14 protein-coding genes are annotated in these 16,244 nt (G+C 46.2%); 11 read left to right on the forward strand and 3 right to left on the reverse strand.

All coding sequences use genetic code 11. The annotated features are described in order from the left end of the window. Nucleotides 1–4 precede the first annotated feature (4 nt). Complete coding sequence (locus ACOBQJ_RS03900) at nucleotides 5–2,473, reverse strand: acyl-CoA reductase (RefSeq protein WP_421070425.1); 2,469 nt, start codon at nucleotides 2,471–2,473, stop codon at nucleotides 5–7. Continuing rightward, a complete protein-coding gene (locus ACOBQJ_RS03905) occupies nucleotides 2,473–3,612 on the reverse strand; it encodes an acyl-protein synthetase (RefSeq protein WP_421070426.1) in 1,140 nt (379 codons plus the stop codon). The genes ACOBQJ_RS03900 and ACOBQJ_RS03905 overlap by 1 nt, the downstream gene beginning before the upstream one ends. Before the next feature lie 305 nt (nucleotides 3,613–3,917). Between ACOBQJ_RS03905 and ACOBQJ_RS03910 the strand changes: the two genes are divergently transcribed. The 11 genes from ACOBQJ_RS03910 to ACOBQJ_RS03960 all read left to right on the forward strand — a co-directional run bounded on the left by ACOBQJ_RS03910 (nucleotide 3,918) and on the right by ACOBQJ_RS03960 (nucleotide 14,749). Next, entirely contained in the window at nucleotides 3,918–5,237 is a 1,320-nt protein-coding gene (locus tag ACOBQJ_RS03910) for a hypothetical protein (protein WP_421070427.1), read from the forward strand. Nucleotides 5,238–5,241: 4 nt separating this feature from the next. After that, the gene (gene hisC, locus ACOBQJ_RS03915) at nucleotides 5,242–6,348 is read left to right on the forward strand and encodes a histidinol-phosphate transaminase (protein WP_421070428.1); all 1,107 of its coding nucleotides are present in this window, start codon (nucleotides 5,242–5,244) and stop codon (nucleotides 6,346–6,348) included. A 53-nt stretch (nucleotides 6,349–6,401) separates the two neighbouring features. Beyond that, the gene (locus tag ACOBQJ_RS03920; RefSeq protein ID WP_421070429.1) at nucleotides 6,402–7,460 is read left to right on the forward strand and encodes a hypothetical protein; all 1,059 of its coding nucleotides are present in this window, start codon (nucleotides 6,402–6,404) and stop codon (nucleotides 7,458–7,460) included. 79 nt (nucleotides 7,461–7,539) lie between these two features. Next, the gene (locus ACOBQJ_RS03925) at nucleotides 7,540–9,264 is read left to right on the forward strand and encodes an ATP-binding SpoIIE family protein phosphatase (protein WP_421070430.1); all 1,725 of its coding nucleotides are present in this window, start codon (nucleotides 7,540–7,542) and stop codon (nucleotides 9,262–9,264) included. A 59-nt stretch (nucleotides 9,265–9,323) separates the two neighbouring features. Then, nucleotides 9,324–9,656: an STAS domain-containing protein gene (locus ACOBQJ_RS03930; protein ID WP_421070431.1), complete on the forward strand. Its 333-nt coding sequence runs from the start codon at nucleotides 9,324–9,326 to the stop codon at nucleotides 9,654–9,656. Between the two features lie 28 nt (nucleotides 9,657–9,684). Further along, complete coding sequence (locus ACOBQJ_RS03935) at nucleotides 9,685–11,409, forward strand: uracil-xanthine permease family protein (protein ID WP_421070432.1); 1,725 nt, start codon at nucleotides 9,685–9,687, stop codon at nucleotides 11,407–11,409. Nucleotides 11,410–11,537: 128 nt separating this feature from the next. After that, a complete protein-coding gene (locus ACOBQJ_RS03940) occupies nucleotides 11,538–12,170 on the forward strand; it encodes a TetR/AcrR family transcriptional regulator (RefSeq protein ID WP_421070433.1) in 633 nt (210 codons plus the stop codon). Next, complete coding sequence (locus tag ACOBQJ_RS03945) at nucleotides 12,167–12,967, forward strand: M23 family metallopeptidase (protein WP_421070434.1); 801 nt, start codon at nucleotides 12,167–12,169, stop codon at nucleotides 12,965–12,967. Before ACOBQJ_RS03940 ends, ACOBQJ_RS03945 begins: the two co-directional genes overlap by 4 nt. Before the next feature lie 156 nt (nucleotides 12,968–13,123). Beyond that, complete coding sequence (locus tag ACOBQJ_RS03950) at nucleotides 13,124–13,768, forward strand: GNAT family N-acetyltransferase (protein WP_421070435.1); 645 nt, start codon at nucleotides 13,124–13,126, stop codon at nucleotides 13,766–13,768. A 464-nt stretch (nucleotides 13,769–14,232) separates the two neighbouring features. Beyond that, nucleotides 14,233–14,451, forward strand: a complete 219-nt coding sequence (locus ACOBQJ_RS03955) for a hypothetical protein (protein WP_421070436.1) — start codon at nucleotides 14,233–14,235, stop codon at nucleotides 14,449–14,451. Nucleotide 14,452: 1 nt separating this feature from the next. Next, a complete protein-coding gene (locus tag ACOBQJ_RS03960; RefSeq protein ID WP_421070437.1) occupies nucleotides 14,453–14,749 on the forward strand; it encodes a spore coat protein in 297 nt (98 codons plus the stop codon). Between the two features lie 774 nt (nucleotides 14,750–15,523). On the opposite strand, the gene ACOBQJ_RS03965 is transcribed toward ACOBQJ_RS03960, so the two are convergent. Then, nucleotides 15,524–16,060: a hypothetical protein gene (locus ACOBQJ_RS03965; protein WP_421070438.1), complete on the reverse strand. Its 537-nt coding sequence runs from the start codon at nucleotides 16,058–16,060 to the stop codon at nucleotides 15,524–15,526. Nucleotides 16,061–16,244: the final 184 nt, after the last annotated feature.

A 16,244-nucleotide genomic window follows, 5' to 3' on the forward strand; every position in this document is an offset into this window, starting at 1 on the left:
ATTTTTAATTTCTTAAATCTACCACGCTGCGTATTTTCCCGCCCAGCTCACTGGTTATAAAGTCACTTTTGCCGCAGTATTTAACTGTAATGCTGCCTGTTTTATCACTTATACATTCCTCAATCTCGGCATACTGCTGCCTCAAAACAGGGATGACTTTATCTTGATCAATACTTGTCTCAACACATATAGTCATCCTGCTAATGCCGTCATACTCCAGAATTAGCTGCAGGCCGTCCGTGTATGAGAAATTTTCATTTAAGATGGTTTTTATCTTTATATAACTCAGATAATTTGTGGCAAACTTAAACGTGTCACCAAACCGCCCCAGCAGTTCGAATTTGGGATCGGTTCTCCCGCAAGGGCACGGCTCAACAATAAAGCGGCCCAAATCACCTATTTCATAGCGATATATCTCCAGGTTCCGGTCAGAGGAGCTAATGACCAGGCGGCCTATTTCACCTTTTTCCACGGGCTCGTCACTATCGAGCTTTAATATTTCCAGGTACTTGGTCTCCGAAATAAGATGATGTTCACTGCCCCGGCAATGCTCGCAGGAATAGCCTATGGAGCCTATTTCATTGCAGCCGTAGGCCATGGATTTTATCAGCCTTACCCCGAACCTTTCCTGCAGGCGGGTTATCTGGGCATTGTCAAAATGTTCGCCGCCGTAAAAAATCTTGGCGATCCCGCCGTACGCGGCCAGCTTTTCCTCCTGCTCGTTAAACAGGCGCAGGAGATAGGTGGGCATGCCCAAAACCACATTTACCCGGTTTGCTATTATTTCATTGACCACCAGCTCAAAGTCCATGGCTGCCGCCATGGGCAGCTGAACGGCGTCAATATGCTTTAAAGCTTCATAAATACTGATAAATCCACCATATAACTGACCGCTGTAAAAAAGATTCATGCAAATATCGGTTTGGGGATTGAGCCCTGCAATAAAGATGGCATTCCCCCCGGTGACATAAGTCGTCTGCGCATCGCCGTAGCTATGCGGTGCATAAACAGCTTTGCCGCTGCTGCCGCCGCTTTTCAACAGCAAATAGCCTTCGCCCTTTTGCGGCCTTTCCTGTGGAAAATCAGCCTTATGCAGGATGGGAGTATTGGCAGGGTAGGGCGGCGCTGTTTGTTCCTCAATTTCCGCAAAGCTCGTCATCCGGTCCGGCAGGGCTTTAGACTGAAGGCTGACCCGTCTTACATACCTGCTGAGGGCGTAAATTCCGTCATGGGGCTCACCCTCATATCCGCTCATCATTTTTCCTAAATCAACAATACGAGTTGCCCCCGCCTTATAAAACAAACGTGTCAAAGGGCTTATCTCCTTTGTTGAGCAAGACAGACCCACGGACTGTAAATAACTTCTGAACGGGCGGAGGGTGGGTAATATGTCCTTTTGCAAAAGAGGCTTGACGATGATGGTTCTGAAAAGAGGTGAAGAGGTTAAATTGCTTTCATATTCCACAAGCACGCGAAAACTTTTGTCTTTAGCCTCAAGAACGGTACTATCCCCCATAATCTCCGCCATTTTGCCGAGCTCGACAACAGTGGTAATTTCCGCGCAGGAGGCCGGCGGAACTTCGTGCATGGGATACCCGGGAGATACCTTTGCCAAAGCGTTATAAACCTGTTGGGCAAAAGACCGGAGTTCTTGTTGATCATCGGTATCATAAAAAACAACCTGCGGCGCGGAGCAGGCTTGCTGCTCATTCACACAGACATCCGCTCCCAGTCCCTCTAAGGCAGTCCGGGTCACTCCCTCTCTGGTGAAGTAGGCGAAGCTGATGCGGTGCCCCCAGCTGATCACGGGGATTCCGGCAGGGGCTATGGACCGGATGCTCTTTACGGCATTTTCCCCGCCCCAGACCGCAATACCGTCACAGCAGGAAAAGATGACTGAAAGCTCCTTCTTTTGTTTTGAGGAAATAGGGAATATGTAAAAGTATTCTCCCAGGGCCGGCTCAATTTCACAAAGCAGCAACACCAGCTTCATTACCACAGCCTCGGCCCCGCTGGCAGGCTTAATTACGTTGATATTGCCGGCTAGCAGGCCCTCAACGGCGCTAAAAAAGGGAAGCATGGCATCATTTGAGCTGGTAACGTGTCCCAAAACGCCAAGAGGCTGCCAGGCTTCGAAAATATCCTGCCTTACACTGAGTCTGGTAATCTCTCCGGGCAGCCTGCCAAGTTCACGGTGTACTTTTAAATACAGGGCATCTTTGTTCAAAATTGTCTGGGCCTCTCTTATTGTGGCAATGGCTTCTTCTTTGCCGAGCCCGAATTGAGTAAGCTCCGGCAGAAGCAGGCTTTCATTCTCCAACAAGGTTTTTCCGAGAGTATCCAGCGCGTTGATAACCCTTTTCACAGACAGGCCCTCTTTTTCCAAACCCTTTACAAGACTGTTTTCCAGCCTGCCCAATACCTCGGATAAATCAGTATTTCCGATAAATTTCCCTCTGAAAATCGAGTCCATTAAAATGTACCTTCCTTTTTTCTCAGTAATTCACTGGCAGTAATGGCACAGCTTTTGGCCGCACTGGTCCCCGCGCGGCCTAAGATCTCCATAAAAGGTGTCTCAATGCCGCAGCCGCATTCCTCTGCCTGGTGGAGAACAGCCAAATCTCCCATTAATACTGAAATCGCCGGAACGCTTAATAAGTGGGGAGTAATAAAATTGGCAAACCCCTTTTCTCCTACAGGTTGGGGCGCAAGGGTCCTGACATTGCGGATCAAGACACGGCTGTATATGGGAATATGAAAATTGTGATTCCTGCACTCAAAATAAGGCACCGAATGTTCGGTTGAGCCATAGCCATCGCGACAATTGCCGGCCGGGATACCCAGCATTTTTTCCACCAGCGCGTATAATTCCAGCTTGTCTACCTGCTTGTCGGCATGGCCTTTCCAACCTCCGCCCAGCATTGTCATTGAGCTTTTATTCAGCTTAAGGGGAGGCATATGCAAACTTTCCATTTGCCTTAAGGTAAAATGTAAAAAAGAAGGAAAGCCAAAGATACGCACAGGCAGTCCTTCCTTTTCATATTCAAGCAGCTTGTTGATGGTGCCATAAACGTCAAAATCGTGCCCCGCACCGTTAAAGCGCAAAGCGAAAAACTTCTTATTTACAGGCGCGTACTGCAATAGCCCCTCATCTGTTTTAGCGGTGCCGAGCTTGCTTTCCTGGGTAGGTTCATAGGTGTATAGTATATAGTTAGCCGGTTGATCTGACTGGAAGCCGAAATAGTGGAACAGGCTCTTAATCATGTCCAGCCCGAAATCCCAACTTGCTTGATCAAAAAACATCTGGCTTTTTTGCCCCGAGGTACCGCTGCTGGTTACGTGCTCTACTATTTTCTCTCTTGGAATGGACAGGCACTCATAATACTTAAAAAAGTTTGCCGGGATGGGAGGGATTTTCTCCAAATCCTCCTCGCTTTTTAGGTCTGAAGGATTTAACCGGTTCTTCTCCAATAACGCTGCAAAGAACGGATTGCACAACTGGTGATGCTGTAAGACCTCAACCATTGCCTGGATAAAAAGTTGTGAGGTTCCTTTATGGTCATAGGGGTCTTGATGGAATTGCAACTTTTCTCGGGCGTTCACTCGTATCACTCACTTTTTTCGGTATTTTACATTTTTCCTCATATACAAACATAATCGGACTAAATAACTTTTTTGTTAGTTTTTTCGACAATAATTTTAACAGTAAAAAAATTAAAATGAGAATAAAATTCGGGTGATGTATTGGATTAAGGCCGGCTCAGGCAGGAAAATAATTTACCCGCGGGAAAATTCAAATTTAAGTTGCGAATAGGAAAACTCTGCTATAATTAAGAAGTACAAAAAAACAGAAATTTTGACATTGGTTTTTACGATTTACATGTCAGTTGAGCAGCTATTTGACGACAAGGGGGTCCATGATGGGAGATAGAATGCCGGCCCGTGTTTTGCTCAAAACTTATCTTGATCTCAGGTTTTTGCGACTGGTGACCTCATTTGCCGAGGATGCGGCCCTGGCCTTTGGTTTGGCCGCGCCAGAAGCCCGCAAACTGACCCTTGCCTGCGAAGAGATTTTCGCCTATCTGTGCGGGGCTGGTCATGCTGACGAGGAAATAACGGTGGAGGCTGAAAACGGCGGGTATTATGTCCGGCTCAAGTTTTTATTTAAAGCCCATCAATTTGATCTCAGGGCTTTAAACCTGACCTCTACGGTATCACCGGGGGACGCGGCCAGCCTGGAAGAGATGGGCCTTTTGATTGCCGCGAAGTTTGTTGATGATTTTCATTTTGCCGAGGACCTGCAGCATGGCTCCGGCTTGGTGTTGATTAAAGAAAAGGCTTATCCCGCGCCGGCCGGCACGGAGCTTCCGGTAATCGGGCCGGTCAAGGACTTTCACATTGCATCTCCGGACCCGGAAGACCTCAAGCTCTTTGTCCGCCTCGTGACGGCCCACTATCCGGACCACCAGTACATAGAATCTTTTCGCCTGCCGGGCAAGGTTGTCGATATGGTGGCCAGCGGTGAGTACGACGTGAAGCTGGCCGTGGGGGAACAGGGCCAAATTGCCGGCGGTATTGTCTGGCGGCGCCTCGGCGCCGGGACTATTGAGTCTTTCGGCCCTTACCTGTTCAATCAGCGGGCTGATCTGGGACTGTCTGAGGAATTAACTGCTTCCTGCATCGGGCAAATTGCCAGGACTGACGCTATCGGCCTGATCTGCCGCTATGCCACCCCCGAGCTGCCGGGGGGGTATTTTGAATCCCTGGGGACAATTAATCTTGTCGGGCAGGCCGGGGCGCCGGCGCCGCAGACCGTCTATTACCGCGAACTGCGCGAGGATCCGGGCTGCCGGGTGTGGGCGCACCCCGACCTGGCGGGTTTCCTGCGCGCTGAGTACAGCCGGCTCTTTTTCACACGTGATATTCAACTAGCCGTACATGAGGGTGAGCAGCGTTCGCCCCACTCGATCTTTGCCCCGCAGTTTGACCGGGCCAACCGCCGGATCACTTTGCGGCCCATATGGGATGGGGCCGATGCAACCGCTAATCTGGCTCAGCATGTAAAGATTTTAAGCGCTGAAGGCCTGCTGAACATTTTTTTTGAGATCGACCTGGCCTGCGCCTGGCAGGCCGCCCTGACCCCGGTCCTGCTCAATAACGGCTTTTCGCCCCGGTTGGTGCTGCCTTACGGCGGCAGGGCCGATGTGGTCGTTTTCCAGCACGAGGGAGGCGAGTAGGGTTATGCCGGTCTTGTCCCTGGACAAATTGGTCCCGGATTACGTTAAGAGGTTTGAACCTTACATACCGAGCAAACCAGATCAGGAGTTAATGAAGCTTTACGGCTGCAAGCGCCTTTATCGTCTCAACAATAATGAAAACCCGCTGGGACCGCCGGCCGCGGCCCTTGAGGCGCTGGGCCTTTTCCAGCCAACGGGCGCCGCTGTCTACCCCAGTGGCGACTCCTACTACCTGCGGCAAAAACTGGCGGCGCTGCATGGTCTGGACCCGGATCAGTTCCTGGTCGGCAACGGCGCCAACGAGGTGATCACTTTTGTGATCAAAGCTTTTTGCCAGGAAGGCGACAACATTATCACCGCAGACAAAACCTTTGCCGTCTACGAATGGGTGGCGGAGTTTTCCGGCATCGAGGCGCGCCTGGTTCCTTTAAAAGAATTTACCTTCGATGACCAGGGCATGCTCGCCCGCGCCGGCGAACGGACCAAGGTTTTTTTTATCTGCAATCCCAACAACCCCACCGGTACATACTGGGATGAAACCAGGCTGCGGCGTTTTTTAGACGCCGTGGCAGGCCGGCAGATTGTAGTCATGGACGAGGCCTATTGCGAGTTTGTTGAAAATGATGACTTCCCGGACGGGATCAAACTGCTTGAAGAATACCCAAACCTGATTGTATTCCGGACCTTTTCCAAGATGTACGGCCTGGCCGGCCTGCGAATCGGCTACCTGGCCGGAGATTTGAAAGTGGTGGACATTGTCCGGCGTACTTGTGTCGTTTACTCGGTTAATACCCTGGCCCAGGGCGCAGCCGCCGCAGCTCTTGACGACGAAGGCCACATCAGTCGCACCCGCCGGCTAATCAGGGCGGGAAAGATTTACCTCAGGCAGGAATTCGACCGGCTGGGACTGGAAAGCCGGAGCGGCGAGGGGTGCTACATGATGGTCAAACTGCCGATGAGCGACACTCTGGCCTACCGGAAGCTTATGACCCACGGCGTCATGGTCCGCAGCATGACCGGGTTCCGGTATCCTAACTGGATCAGGGTCAGCATCGGCTCGCACGAGGCGATGGAAGCCTTTGCCGGCGCCCTGAAAAAAATCCTCCGCTGAGAGGGATGACGGGAATGTCACAGCCCGACATATAATGAAGGAGGCCTCTCTTCATGGACGAAAAAACTGATGAAAAAGCTGTTGGCCGGAAAGAAAATGAGTATTATGTCGAGCCGGGTCAGAGCTTTGAGGTGGACATTTTCCGTCCCGCAGACGCCGTCGGGGTTACCCGCCTCTTCCAGGCGGTCTACGGCGACGGCTATCCCATCAAAACATTTCTCATACCGGAACGCCTTATTGAAGAAAACGCCGCCGGCCGGATCATTTCCAGCGTGGCCCGCACCCCCAAAGGGGACATCGTCGGCCATAACGCTCTATACAACAGCGCGCCCTATAACGGGATATACGAAATTGGCGCCGGCCTGGTGCTGCCGGAATATCGCCGCCGGGACGGCATGTTTGTGAAATTGAGCGCACACGGGATGGATGTGGCGGCAAAGAAATTCACTGTAGAACTTATATACGGAGAGCCTGTCTGCAACCACTGCATTACCCAAAAGGCGGCAGTCTCTTTCGGCTACGTAACCCATGCTGTAGAGGTCGATTTGATGCCCGCCCAGGCTTACCAAAAGGCGCAAAGCGCCTCAGGCCGGGTGGCCACCATACTGGACTTTAAAACGTTGCAGCCCAAACCGCACACAGTCTATCTGCCGGCGGTCTACGGGGAGACGATGCGTTTCATCTACAGCGGCCTGGACGACTCGCGCGATATCGCCCTTTCCGTCAAAAACCTGCCCGATGAGCAAACAACTGAGCTAAATGTGCAAATTTTTGATTTTGCCCGGGTAGCCCGGATAACCGTCACAGAGGCCGGGGCTGACTTTGGGAGGGCATTTGACAAGCATGAGCAAGTAGTTCTGGAAAAAGGGATGGCTGTTGTCCAGGTTTGGCTTAAGCTTTCCTGGCCCTGGAGCGGCAGGGTGGCGGACGCCCTGCGTAAACGCGGCTATTTCCTGGGTGGAGTATTGCCCCGCTGGTTCGATACGGACGGCATGTTGATGCAAAAAATTGTCGGGCAGCCCAACTGGGCAGAAATCAAGCTTCATACGGCAAGGGCAAAAAAGCTCCTGGAACTGGTGCGGGCTGACTGGGAAAATGTTAGAAATAAATAATGAAAGAACTTGAATTTGCCGGGGGAAGGTGCGAAAGATAAACAGCATTATTGCTTTATGTATAGATCTAATTAAAAATATGTCGGTAATTATGGTATTGGCTTATGTCTTAACCAGGACCAGGGCTTACACAGCCATCATGGCCAGGAAGGAAGTCACGCCCGGCCAGCAAATCGGCATGGCTTTGATATTTGGGATATTTTCTATTTACGGCACCTTGAGCGGCATTGATTTCATGGGCGCCATTGCCAACATCCGGGATCTGGGACCGGCTATCGCCGGATTAATCGGCGGACCCTGGGTTGGCATTGGAGCGGGTTTAATCGGCGGGCTGCACCGTTATACCCTGGGGGGGATTACATATATACCATGCTCCATTTCCACCGTATTGGCCGGTTTGGCCGGCGGCCTCATCTATAGTTGCCGGAAAGGTGAGTTTGTCAGCATTACCGGCGCGGTTGTGTTTATGGCGCTGATGGAAGCCTTTCACCTGGGTTTGAACCTGGTTATTGTAAAGCCTTTCAGCCAGATCCTGCCTATTATTCAGAATATAAGCCTGCCCATGATTTTGACCAATACGGCCGGGATGGGCATATTTGCCTTTATCATCCATAATTTGATCAGGGAGCGGGAAACACAGCGCACCAAGGAATTGATCGAAAGTGAACTAAGCGTCGCCCGCGATATCCAGATGAGTATTGTTCCCAAAATCTTTCCGCCTTTTCCGGAACGACCGGAATTGGATCTCTTTGCCGTTCTAGAACCGGCCAAAGAGGTGGGGGGGGATCTCTACGATTTTTTCCTGTTGGACGAAGATCATCTCTGTTTCACGGTGGGAGACGTATCCGGCAAAGGGGTGCCTGCTTCCCTTTACATGGCTGTTACCAAAACCCTGATTAAAGCCAAAGCGGACATCAACCTGACGCCGGATGAAATATTATATCAGGTAAATAACGAACTCTGCGCGGATAATGACTCCGGTATGTTCGTCACCGAATTTCTCGGTATATTAACCATTTCCAGCGGAGAGCTGGTTTTTAGTAATGGAGGCCATAATAACCCCTATCTGTGCAGGCAAAACGGAGAAGTGGCAGCCCTGCCGAAAGTACCGGGGCTGGCCCTGGGAGTCATGGAAGATTTTGCGTATGCTTGCGCGGGCGTTAAGCTGGGTGCGGGAGACAGTTTGGTACTGTATACGGACGGGGTCACAGAAGCCATGAGTCCGACCGGGGAACTTTTGAAAGATCAGCGCCTGGAAAATATTTTGCGGGAATGCGCAGGTGAAACAGCCCGGGCAGAGGTGGGGCATATACTGAGCAGCACACGGAAATTCATGAACGGCGCTAGCCAATCTGATGACATCACCATCCTGGTAATAAAATACCTCGGCCCAAAGCAGTTGGCCTGCCGTTTAAAAAATAAGCTGGAGGAAATAGAAGACCTGGCCCGGGCTGTGGAAAATTTTGCCGCAGCGAATAATCTGCCGGAGCAGGCGGTTTTTCAAGTTAATCTATGTTTGGATGAGCTGCTGACTAATACTATCAGCTATGGTTTTCCGGGAGGCGGGGAACATGAGATTGCGGTTGGAATTACTCTGCAGGGAGGGACGCTGGTTATTACCACCCGTGACGATGGACTTGCCTTTAATCCCCTGGAACAAGCGGAAGCAGATATAAGTCAGAGTATTGAAGAACGGCCGGTCGGGGGCCTGGGCATCCACCTGGTACGCAATATGATGGACGAAATAGAATACCGGCGGGAATCAGGACAAAACGTTTTAATCATGAAAAAACTAATTAAGTAAATTAAATAACTGTTAACTAATAATAACTAATTAAAAACTTTTAAAAGGGGGCTTTTTACGTGAAGATCAAAGAGGATAAAAAAGGTCAGGCGATGGTGCTGACAATTGAGGGGAGACTGGACTCAATTACCTCGGGGACACTGGAAAGTAAATTTTTAACGATAATAGAAGCCGGGGAAAAAAATTTCGTGCTTGATTTTACCGATATGGACTACATCAGCAGCGCCGGTCTCAGGGTTTTGCTGATGGCCGCCAAAAAGACCGCCAAACTGGGGGGTAAGGTGGTTTTGGCGGCGCTATGTGACAATGTCCAGGAAGTCTTTGATATAGCCGGCTTTACCAGCATTTTTACCATTACCGGTTCGCAGGATGAAGCCATGCGGGTGCTTTAACGAAGGAATAAAAGGAGCGGTTTAATAATTGTCTCCAACAGCACAGGTAAAACCAATCAACATAATTTACGGAGTAGACGAAAAGCCACCATTCGTAACGACATTAATGTTGGCCATCCAACATATTTTGCTCTTGTCAGGCAGTTTAATATTCCCAGTTTTAATAGTCCAATCTATTAATGGCCCGAGCGAGATTATTCAAGGCATGGTCAGTATGTCGATGATTGCCGGAGGGGCTGGTACTATTTTTCAGGCCTTGAAAGGAAGGCCTATTGGCTCCGGTTATCTTGCTCCGGAAGGAGGGAGCGAACCTTATCTCCCAGGTGCTTTTTTGGCAGTGCAAACCGGTGGCTATCCTTTACTGTTTGGCATGACTATTATTGCGGGCGTATTCCAAGGACTCATCGCCCGCATTATTAAACGCATACGTTTTCTCTTTCCTCCGGAAGTCACCGGAGTCGTTGTTTTTATGGTCGGCGCCAGCATTATCCCCGTCTCCGTGAGACTCTTTCTTGGTATAGATGGTATTGCCGCTTCAGAAATAGCGCTCCCCAGTTTTATTGTCGGTGTTATTACGTTTGCTGCTATTGTTGGAACGAACATCTGGGGAAAAGGGAATCTGAGACAATACTGTATGATTATCGGTATTATTATCGGCTATATCTTAGCTTATTTCTTCGGCCTCTTCACGCCGGCTAATTTTAAACAGCTTAGCGAATCTTCCTTTTTGGCCTTACCCTATGTGGGCTATATTGGCTGGTCTTTTGATATTGCTGTTCTTGCCCCTTTTTTAATAGCTGCCATTTGTGCTTCTCTAAAATGTATCGGTGACCTAACTACCTGTCAGAAAATTAACGATGCAAATTGGAAACGCCCGGATATGGATAACATCAGTAAAGGGATCCTGGCGGAATCAGCCAAAACTATGTTTGGGGCTCTAATCGGTGGTCTGGCTCATACCACGTGTTCCGCCAATATTGGTCTTTCCCTGGCTACCGGAGCTACCAGCCGCATCATTGCTTATGTTGCCGGCGGTATTTTTATTCTTATGGCCTTCTTCCCAAAAGTAGCCGCCTTTTTTGCCATAATGCCTCAGCCGGTGATGGGTGCGACCCTGATCTTTTGTGTTGCTTTTATGCTCTTATCCGGCATTCAGATCATTATGTCCCGCATGATTGATATTCGTAAGACCATTGTTATCGGGACATCTATTATTTTTGGTGTCAGCGTTGATATGACACCGGGATTGTACTCCAATGTATCTGCCGCCCTGCAGCCGCTTTGCAGCTCTTCTCTGACCTTAGCTACTATAACTGTCCTTCTATTAAATCTGATTTTCCGTATTGGCATTGCTCAGAAGAAAACAATCGAACTGGTTCACGATGAAGAAAATAATAAAAAAATTTTTGATTTTATGGAAAAACAGGGTGGCGCCTGGGCGGCCCAGCGCGAAGTTGTGTTCCGGGCGGCTGCGGCTATGAACGAATTCATAGAATCGGCTGCCTCCCTGGAATTGACTGTCGAGCCCATTATCATGGAAGTCGTCTTTGATGAGTTTAATCTGGATGTTAACATCTCTTACTATGGAACACTGATGGAATTTCCCAGTGAACGGCCGAGTGAGAGGGATTTACTGGAAGATGAAAACGCCTTTGTGAAGCTTTCCGGATACTTAATGCGACATTACGCCGACCGGATTAAGACAGATTACAAAGATGGCAGGTGTTTCATTCAGTTCCATTTTGACCATTAAGGTCAAGTCCTGGTCATTATTCAGTACTTCAATTATTTCTCAATTTAATTGACCTATTAGATAAACTGGATTATAATATAATTAACCTAATAAGTCAATAATGGGTAAACAATTGAGAAGGAGATAGCATGCTTCCAAAAATAGTTAATCTTGAAGACAAAAGACGGGATGCCATTTTAAACGCGGCATTAAAGGAGTTCGCCACAAAGGGATTTGATGAAGCGTCTACAAATGCAATTGCTAAAGGATCCGGGCTTTCAAAGGGGCTAATGTTCCATTATGTAAATAGCAAAAAGGACCTTTTTCTATTCCTTTACGATTACTGCACGGAGATGGTTGATAAAGAATATTTCAAATTGATGAATTTTAATGAACGGGATATTTTTGAAAGGCTGCGGCAGTCGTATCTTCTACAGCTTGAGCTGCTGCAGAAGTATCCTTGGATTTTTGAATTCAATAAGATCAGCGCCGATACCAAGTCAGATGAAATCAATAAGGAAATGGAAGAAAGGAAGAAAGGGAAACAGTCGTTATGCTATGAGACAATGTTCGATTCAATTGATGAATCCAAATTCAGAGAAGGTCTTGACGTAGAAAGATGTAAGCAGCTGATTTTTTGGGCAAATATCGGCTTTACAAATCAGATATTGGAGGATATCCGGAACTCAGAAAAAAATGAATTGGATTATGATAAGATCATTGCCCAACTAGACGGTTATTTAAATGAACTCAGAAAGATCTTTTATATTATAAGAGAATGAACATTCAAAAACATTTAGCCGCGGGTTTGGTGCTCATTATATTTGTGATCATTTTACTTTCCGATTCGGCGGATAATGTTTTACATTCAAAAACGGGGAGTGATGAAGTGAAAGGATTCAATGATCCTGTAATCATTGAATTTCCATTAAGAGGAGAGTGGCTGGCGCCCACCACTCCGGCGAAAAAAATTCCGAGTCATGGAACAGATCAATTGGGAGAGCGCTATGCTTTTGACTTTTTACAGGTTGATTGGGAAAGAAACGGCAAGCCTTTTTATCGGACCAGTCTGCCGGAGTATCTCTTATTTGGAGTTCCCTTAAACAAGTGTTATTGCTGGGGTCAGAAAGTATATGCGCCTTGTGACGGGAAAATTATCAAAGCCGAAGACGGTTATAAAGAAAGGTCGAGAGTTCATTTGGCTTCTGATTTGTTTGTCGCTCTAAAGAATGCTAATGCGTTTAACTCTGAAAAAGATGACATTAGGTCAGTTGCCGGCAACTACGTTATTATGAAATGCTCTGATCATGTTTACGCCGCATTCGCACATTTGCAAAAAGGGTCCGTTACGGTATCAGCAGGTCAGGCTGTGAAAAGAGGGGAAGTATTGGGGAAAGTAGGGCATTCAGGAAATTCAACAGCTCCGCATCTGCACTTCCAGCTTATGGACAGCAGCAATTTGCTTTCAGCAAAGGGTATCCCTTGTGCTTTTGAGCAGTATGAATCATTTCAAGATGGTGCATGGAAAACAGTATATAACGGAGTTCCGTCTAATAAGGATAGAATAAGATATAATTGATGAAGTAGCTATGTTTAAAGCTCTATAACCCTTGGATATCTCCAAGGGGATATCAGCTTCAAACGACATCATTTTTGTATCCTCAAGGCACGTCGAGACAGTCGTGTTGATGTCGAGGGTAAAAATTGGTCTTAGGTAAATTATAGGAGGTTATAAATGAACAAAATGATTAAGATTAGGAACGAAGAAGAAACAGATTATGAGAGAGTAGAAGAAATCACAAGGAAATCTTTTTGGAATTTATATATTCCGGGGTGCATTGAACACTATTTAGTTCATGTTATGCGATCCCACAAAGACTTTCTGCCGGAGCTGGATCTGGTGATTGAAGTTGATAATCAGATCATCGGGAATATCATGTATACGAAAACAAAACTAGTTGATGAGTCTGGGGAAGAAAAGGACATCCTTACTTTCGGTCCAGTTTGCATTTTACCAGAATATCAGAGAAAGGGGTATGGAAAAAAACTAATGGAGTATTCCTTTGAACAGGCGGCCGCACTTGATTATGATGTGATAGTAATATTTGGAAATCCGAATAATTATGTAAGCCGCGGTTTTAAGAGTTGCAAAAAATACAATGTCTGTCTTGAAAATGGGACATATCCGGCTGCAATGATGGTAAAAGAACTCAAACCAGATGTCTTGGACGGAAGAAAATGGGTTTACTATCATAGTCCTGTATTTGAGATAGATGTACAAGAAGCTGGGCGCTTTGACGAGGGTTTGGAAAGCCTGGAGAAAAAATACCAGCCAAGTCAGGAAGAATTTTTTATTCACAGCCATTCTATTATACAGTAAGTTACCTTTAGTGGTATAAGGATAAGCTACAACTTCCAATTTAACGATGACAAAACAAGGCAGCATACGCTGTAACCAAATCAGCGTAGGAGTCTTGTTAGTTTTTTGGCTTATTGCTTATTGAAAGAATGGGCGTTTTTATATTATCAAAGCAGTAAATTTGATTTAAAAAGGTTTGGCAACACAAGGTAAACCCTTATTTTATTACGAGGCGTAAGCTGATGAAGCACACGAGAATCAGGTTTCTTACCCATACTTACACGGGTAGTGAATCATATTTATGGGACAACTTGCCCCGGGTTTTGTGTCCGGGGTATTTCTTTTAGGAACATCACAGTTAGTCCAGAGTTCAGTAAATAAAAAGTAGCTTTTACTTTCTTATACCTTAAATTATTTTATACATATTCCTTTTTGATGGGTGAAATAATAAGAAAAAATGTTAATACAAAAAAGGGAGGTTAGTTATGAGAAAACTGGCAGAAAGTGAGATTATGTCATTAACAAATCTGTTAAAAATGGAAAACGAAGGATTAGCTGTAGCTAGGGGTATGCAAACTCTGATTAGCGATAACGAATTAAAAAAACAAGCCGAAGCCAGTATCCTTGTTAGTGAAGGAAGAATAAAAGGTATTCAGCAATTCATAAATGAGAATAAAATAACTAATGTAGAAGGGGGGCAATAAGATGCCTGGGATTTTTGCTAATATGGCTAAGAAAAATACCGATATAAATGATGAGGTTATTGTTGGTAACATGATTTCCAGTGCAAGTGCGATGGCTAATGCATATCTTAATGCTACCATAACAGCAACAACCCCGGAGTTAAGAGCAATGTATGGGTCGGGTCTTAACCAAATTATCGAGGGGCAATCTGCTATTACAGCATTAGCAATAAAAAAGGAATGGGTAAATCCTTACAATCCACCGGCCCAACAACTAGCTGATACCTATCAAAGGTCTAAAGACACTGTCGAAGTATAAATTTGAATTGGTGAAATCCTGGTTTGGCGAAAGTTAAAAAGGTGCGCCTGATGCTTAAAAGCGACAACTATGACAGTGAGAGCGATGACGGAGAAACTGGCAGAGTCGAACGAATATGAGAAGGAAAATATTGTGAGGAGCATAGATGTGCTGAAAGAAATTATCCGAACAAAGGCCCTTTAGTTTAGGAGGACTTATCCGTTTTACAGGGATAAATCTTTTTATATTTTTTTTGTTAAAGTATATTGCTTTTTACCATATGCCGTGTTAGCATAACCATAAGCACCATCCCTACAGAGACATTGGTTTAGTTACTTGGTAAGTCTGAAGGAATTTCGGGTTTATTACAAGGTATTGACCAGTCCATGGATAGTGTTTTTTGTTTCAGGTTAGACCTAGGAATCCAGTGATTTAAAGTGGTTCTCCGGAAAAACTCATCATGAGGACGAATTGGTGTAATTTGGTAATCTATCTCGGTGTTCCGGTTAGTAAAGTCGATTTGAGTCGGTTAGTATTCAGATTAACTCTAGGTAGGAACAGGTAAGCTGTAGGGATGGTTGCTATTAGAGAGAAGGCTCAGGCCTTCTCTCTTTATATGACACAAAAGATGGGAATAATATTTATGAGATAACCGGTCCCGGGTTTTGTTTGTGGAGGCATCCATCTGTTATAATATCAAAATACAAACATATGTTCGCAGGTGATATATACTTTGCAACTATTAGGAGGAATCAGAGTGCCTCTGTTTAAGCCCTAATACAGATTAATGCCAAGTTATTTATTATAGTCCTCATCGTCCTCATTTTTAAAGAGGGGTTTTGTTGCCGCTGGTTGTGGTTTCGTCGAATAGAGTGTTTTTATAGCGGGAACTAGTGCGTCTTCCTGCCACATCTGATAGCCGTATATTAAAATTCCATGGATACTGGCAACTATTGTAGTTTGTAAAGGGCTAATGCCGGTCAATTGTTCAATACCTCTATAACTTAAGTACCTAATAAGCAAATAGGTGAAGCCAAAGTTTTGTATTACATTTAATACTAGATACCACCAGAATCGACCGTAGGTTGCATATAGCATCCAAATAATTAATACAGGGCTGAGTCCTAAATGGTAAGGAAGGCCCCGTAAGGGATATGCTGTTTCTTGAACTACCCAAAAGTTCAATGTTATACCCACATCTACTACTACCATACTAGTCAGTGAAGTGAAGAGGGCGGCAGGCATAAAACGTTTTATATCTTCTTTATTCATAAATATAAGCGTCAGCCAAGGTACGATAACCAGAGACCATAATAAAAATTGATTACTCATAATAACCTCCCAACATTAGATACCTAAATTAATTTTTTCCCTGCCATATAAACTCTATGCATTAGAACAATCCGAACGTAGCAGATGCACATGATAAAAACATAAGCCGGATTAGAACACCATGATAGTCGTTTATTAGACGGTTTGGCCTTATTGCTTTTTCTTAGAATATTTTCCCGATCTC

Origin of the sequence: Pelotomaculum propionicicum (assembly GCF_048984525.1) — a bacterium.
Lineage (GTDB): Bacteria > Bacillota > Desulfotomaculia > Desulfotomaculales > Pelotomaculaceae > Syntrophopropionicum > Syntrophopropionicum propionicicum_A.

Bases quoted from the DNA above. Each gene is read 5' to 3' on its own strand.
- ACOBQJ_RS03900 (WP_421070425.1), bottom strand. From the start codon at position 2,473: ATGGACTCGATTTTCAGAGGGAAATTTATCGGAAATACTGATTTATCC.
- ACOBQJ_RS03910 (WP_421070427.1), top strand. From the start codon at position 3,918: ATGATGGGAGATAGAATGCCGGCCCGTGTTTTGCTCAAAACTTATCTT.
- hisC (WP_421070428.1), top strand. From the start codon at position 5,242: ATGCCGGTCTTGTCCCTGGACAAATTGGTCCCGGATTACGTTAAGAGG.
- ACOBQJ_RS03920 (WP_421070429.1), top strand. From the start codon at position 6,402: ATGGACGAAAAAACTGATGAAAAAGCTGTTGGCCGGAAAGAAAATGAG.
- ACOBQJ_RS03925 (WP_421070430.1), top strand. From the start codon at position 7,540: ATGTCGGTAATTATGGTATTGGCTTATGTCTTAACCAGGACCAGGGCT.
- ACOBQJ_RS03940 (WP_421070433.1), top strand. From the start codon at position 11,538: ATGCTTCCAAAAATAGTTAATCTTGAAGACAAAAGACGGGATGCCATT.
- ACOBQJ_RS03945 (WP_421070434.1), top strand. From the start codon at position 12,167: ATGAACATTCAAAAACATTTAGCCGCGGGTTTGGTGCTCATTATATTT.
- ACOBQJ_RS03950 (WP_421070435.1), top strand. From the start codon at position 13,124: ATGAACAAAATGATTAAGATTAGGAACGAAGAAGAAACAGATTATGAG.
- ACOBQJ_RS03955 (WP_421070436.1), top strand. From the start codon at position 14,233: ATGAGAAAACTGGCAGAAAGTGAGATTATGTCATTAACAAATCTGTTA.
- ACOBQJ_RS03960 (WP_421070437.1), top strand. From the start codon at position 14,453: ATGCCTGGGATTTTTGCTAATATGGCTAAGAAAAATACCGATATAAAT.
- ACOBQJ_RS03965 (WP_421070438.1), bottom strand. From the start codon at position 16,060: ATGAGTAATCAATTTTTATTATGGTCTCTGGTTATCGTACCTTGGCTG.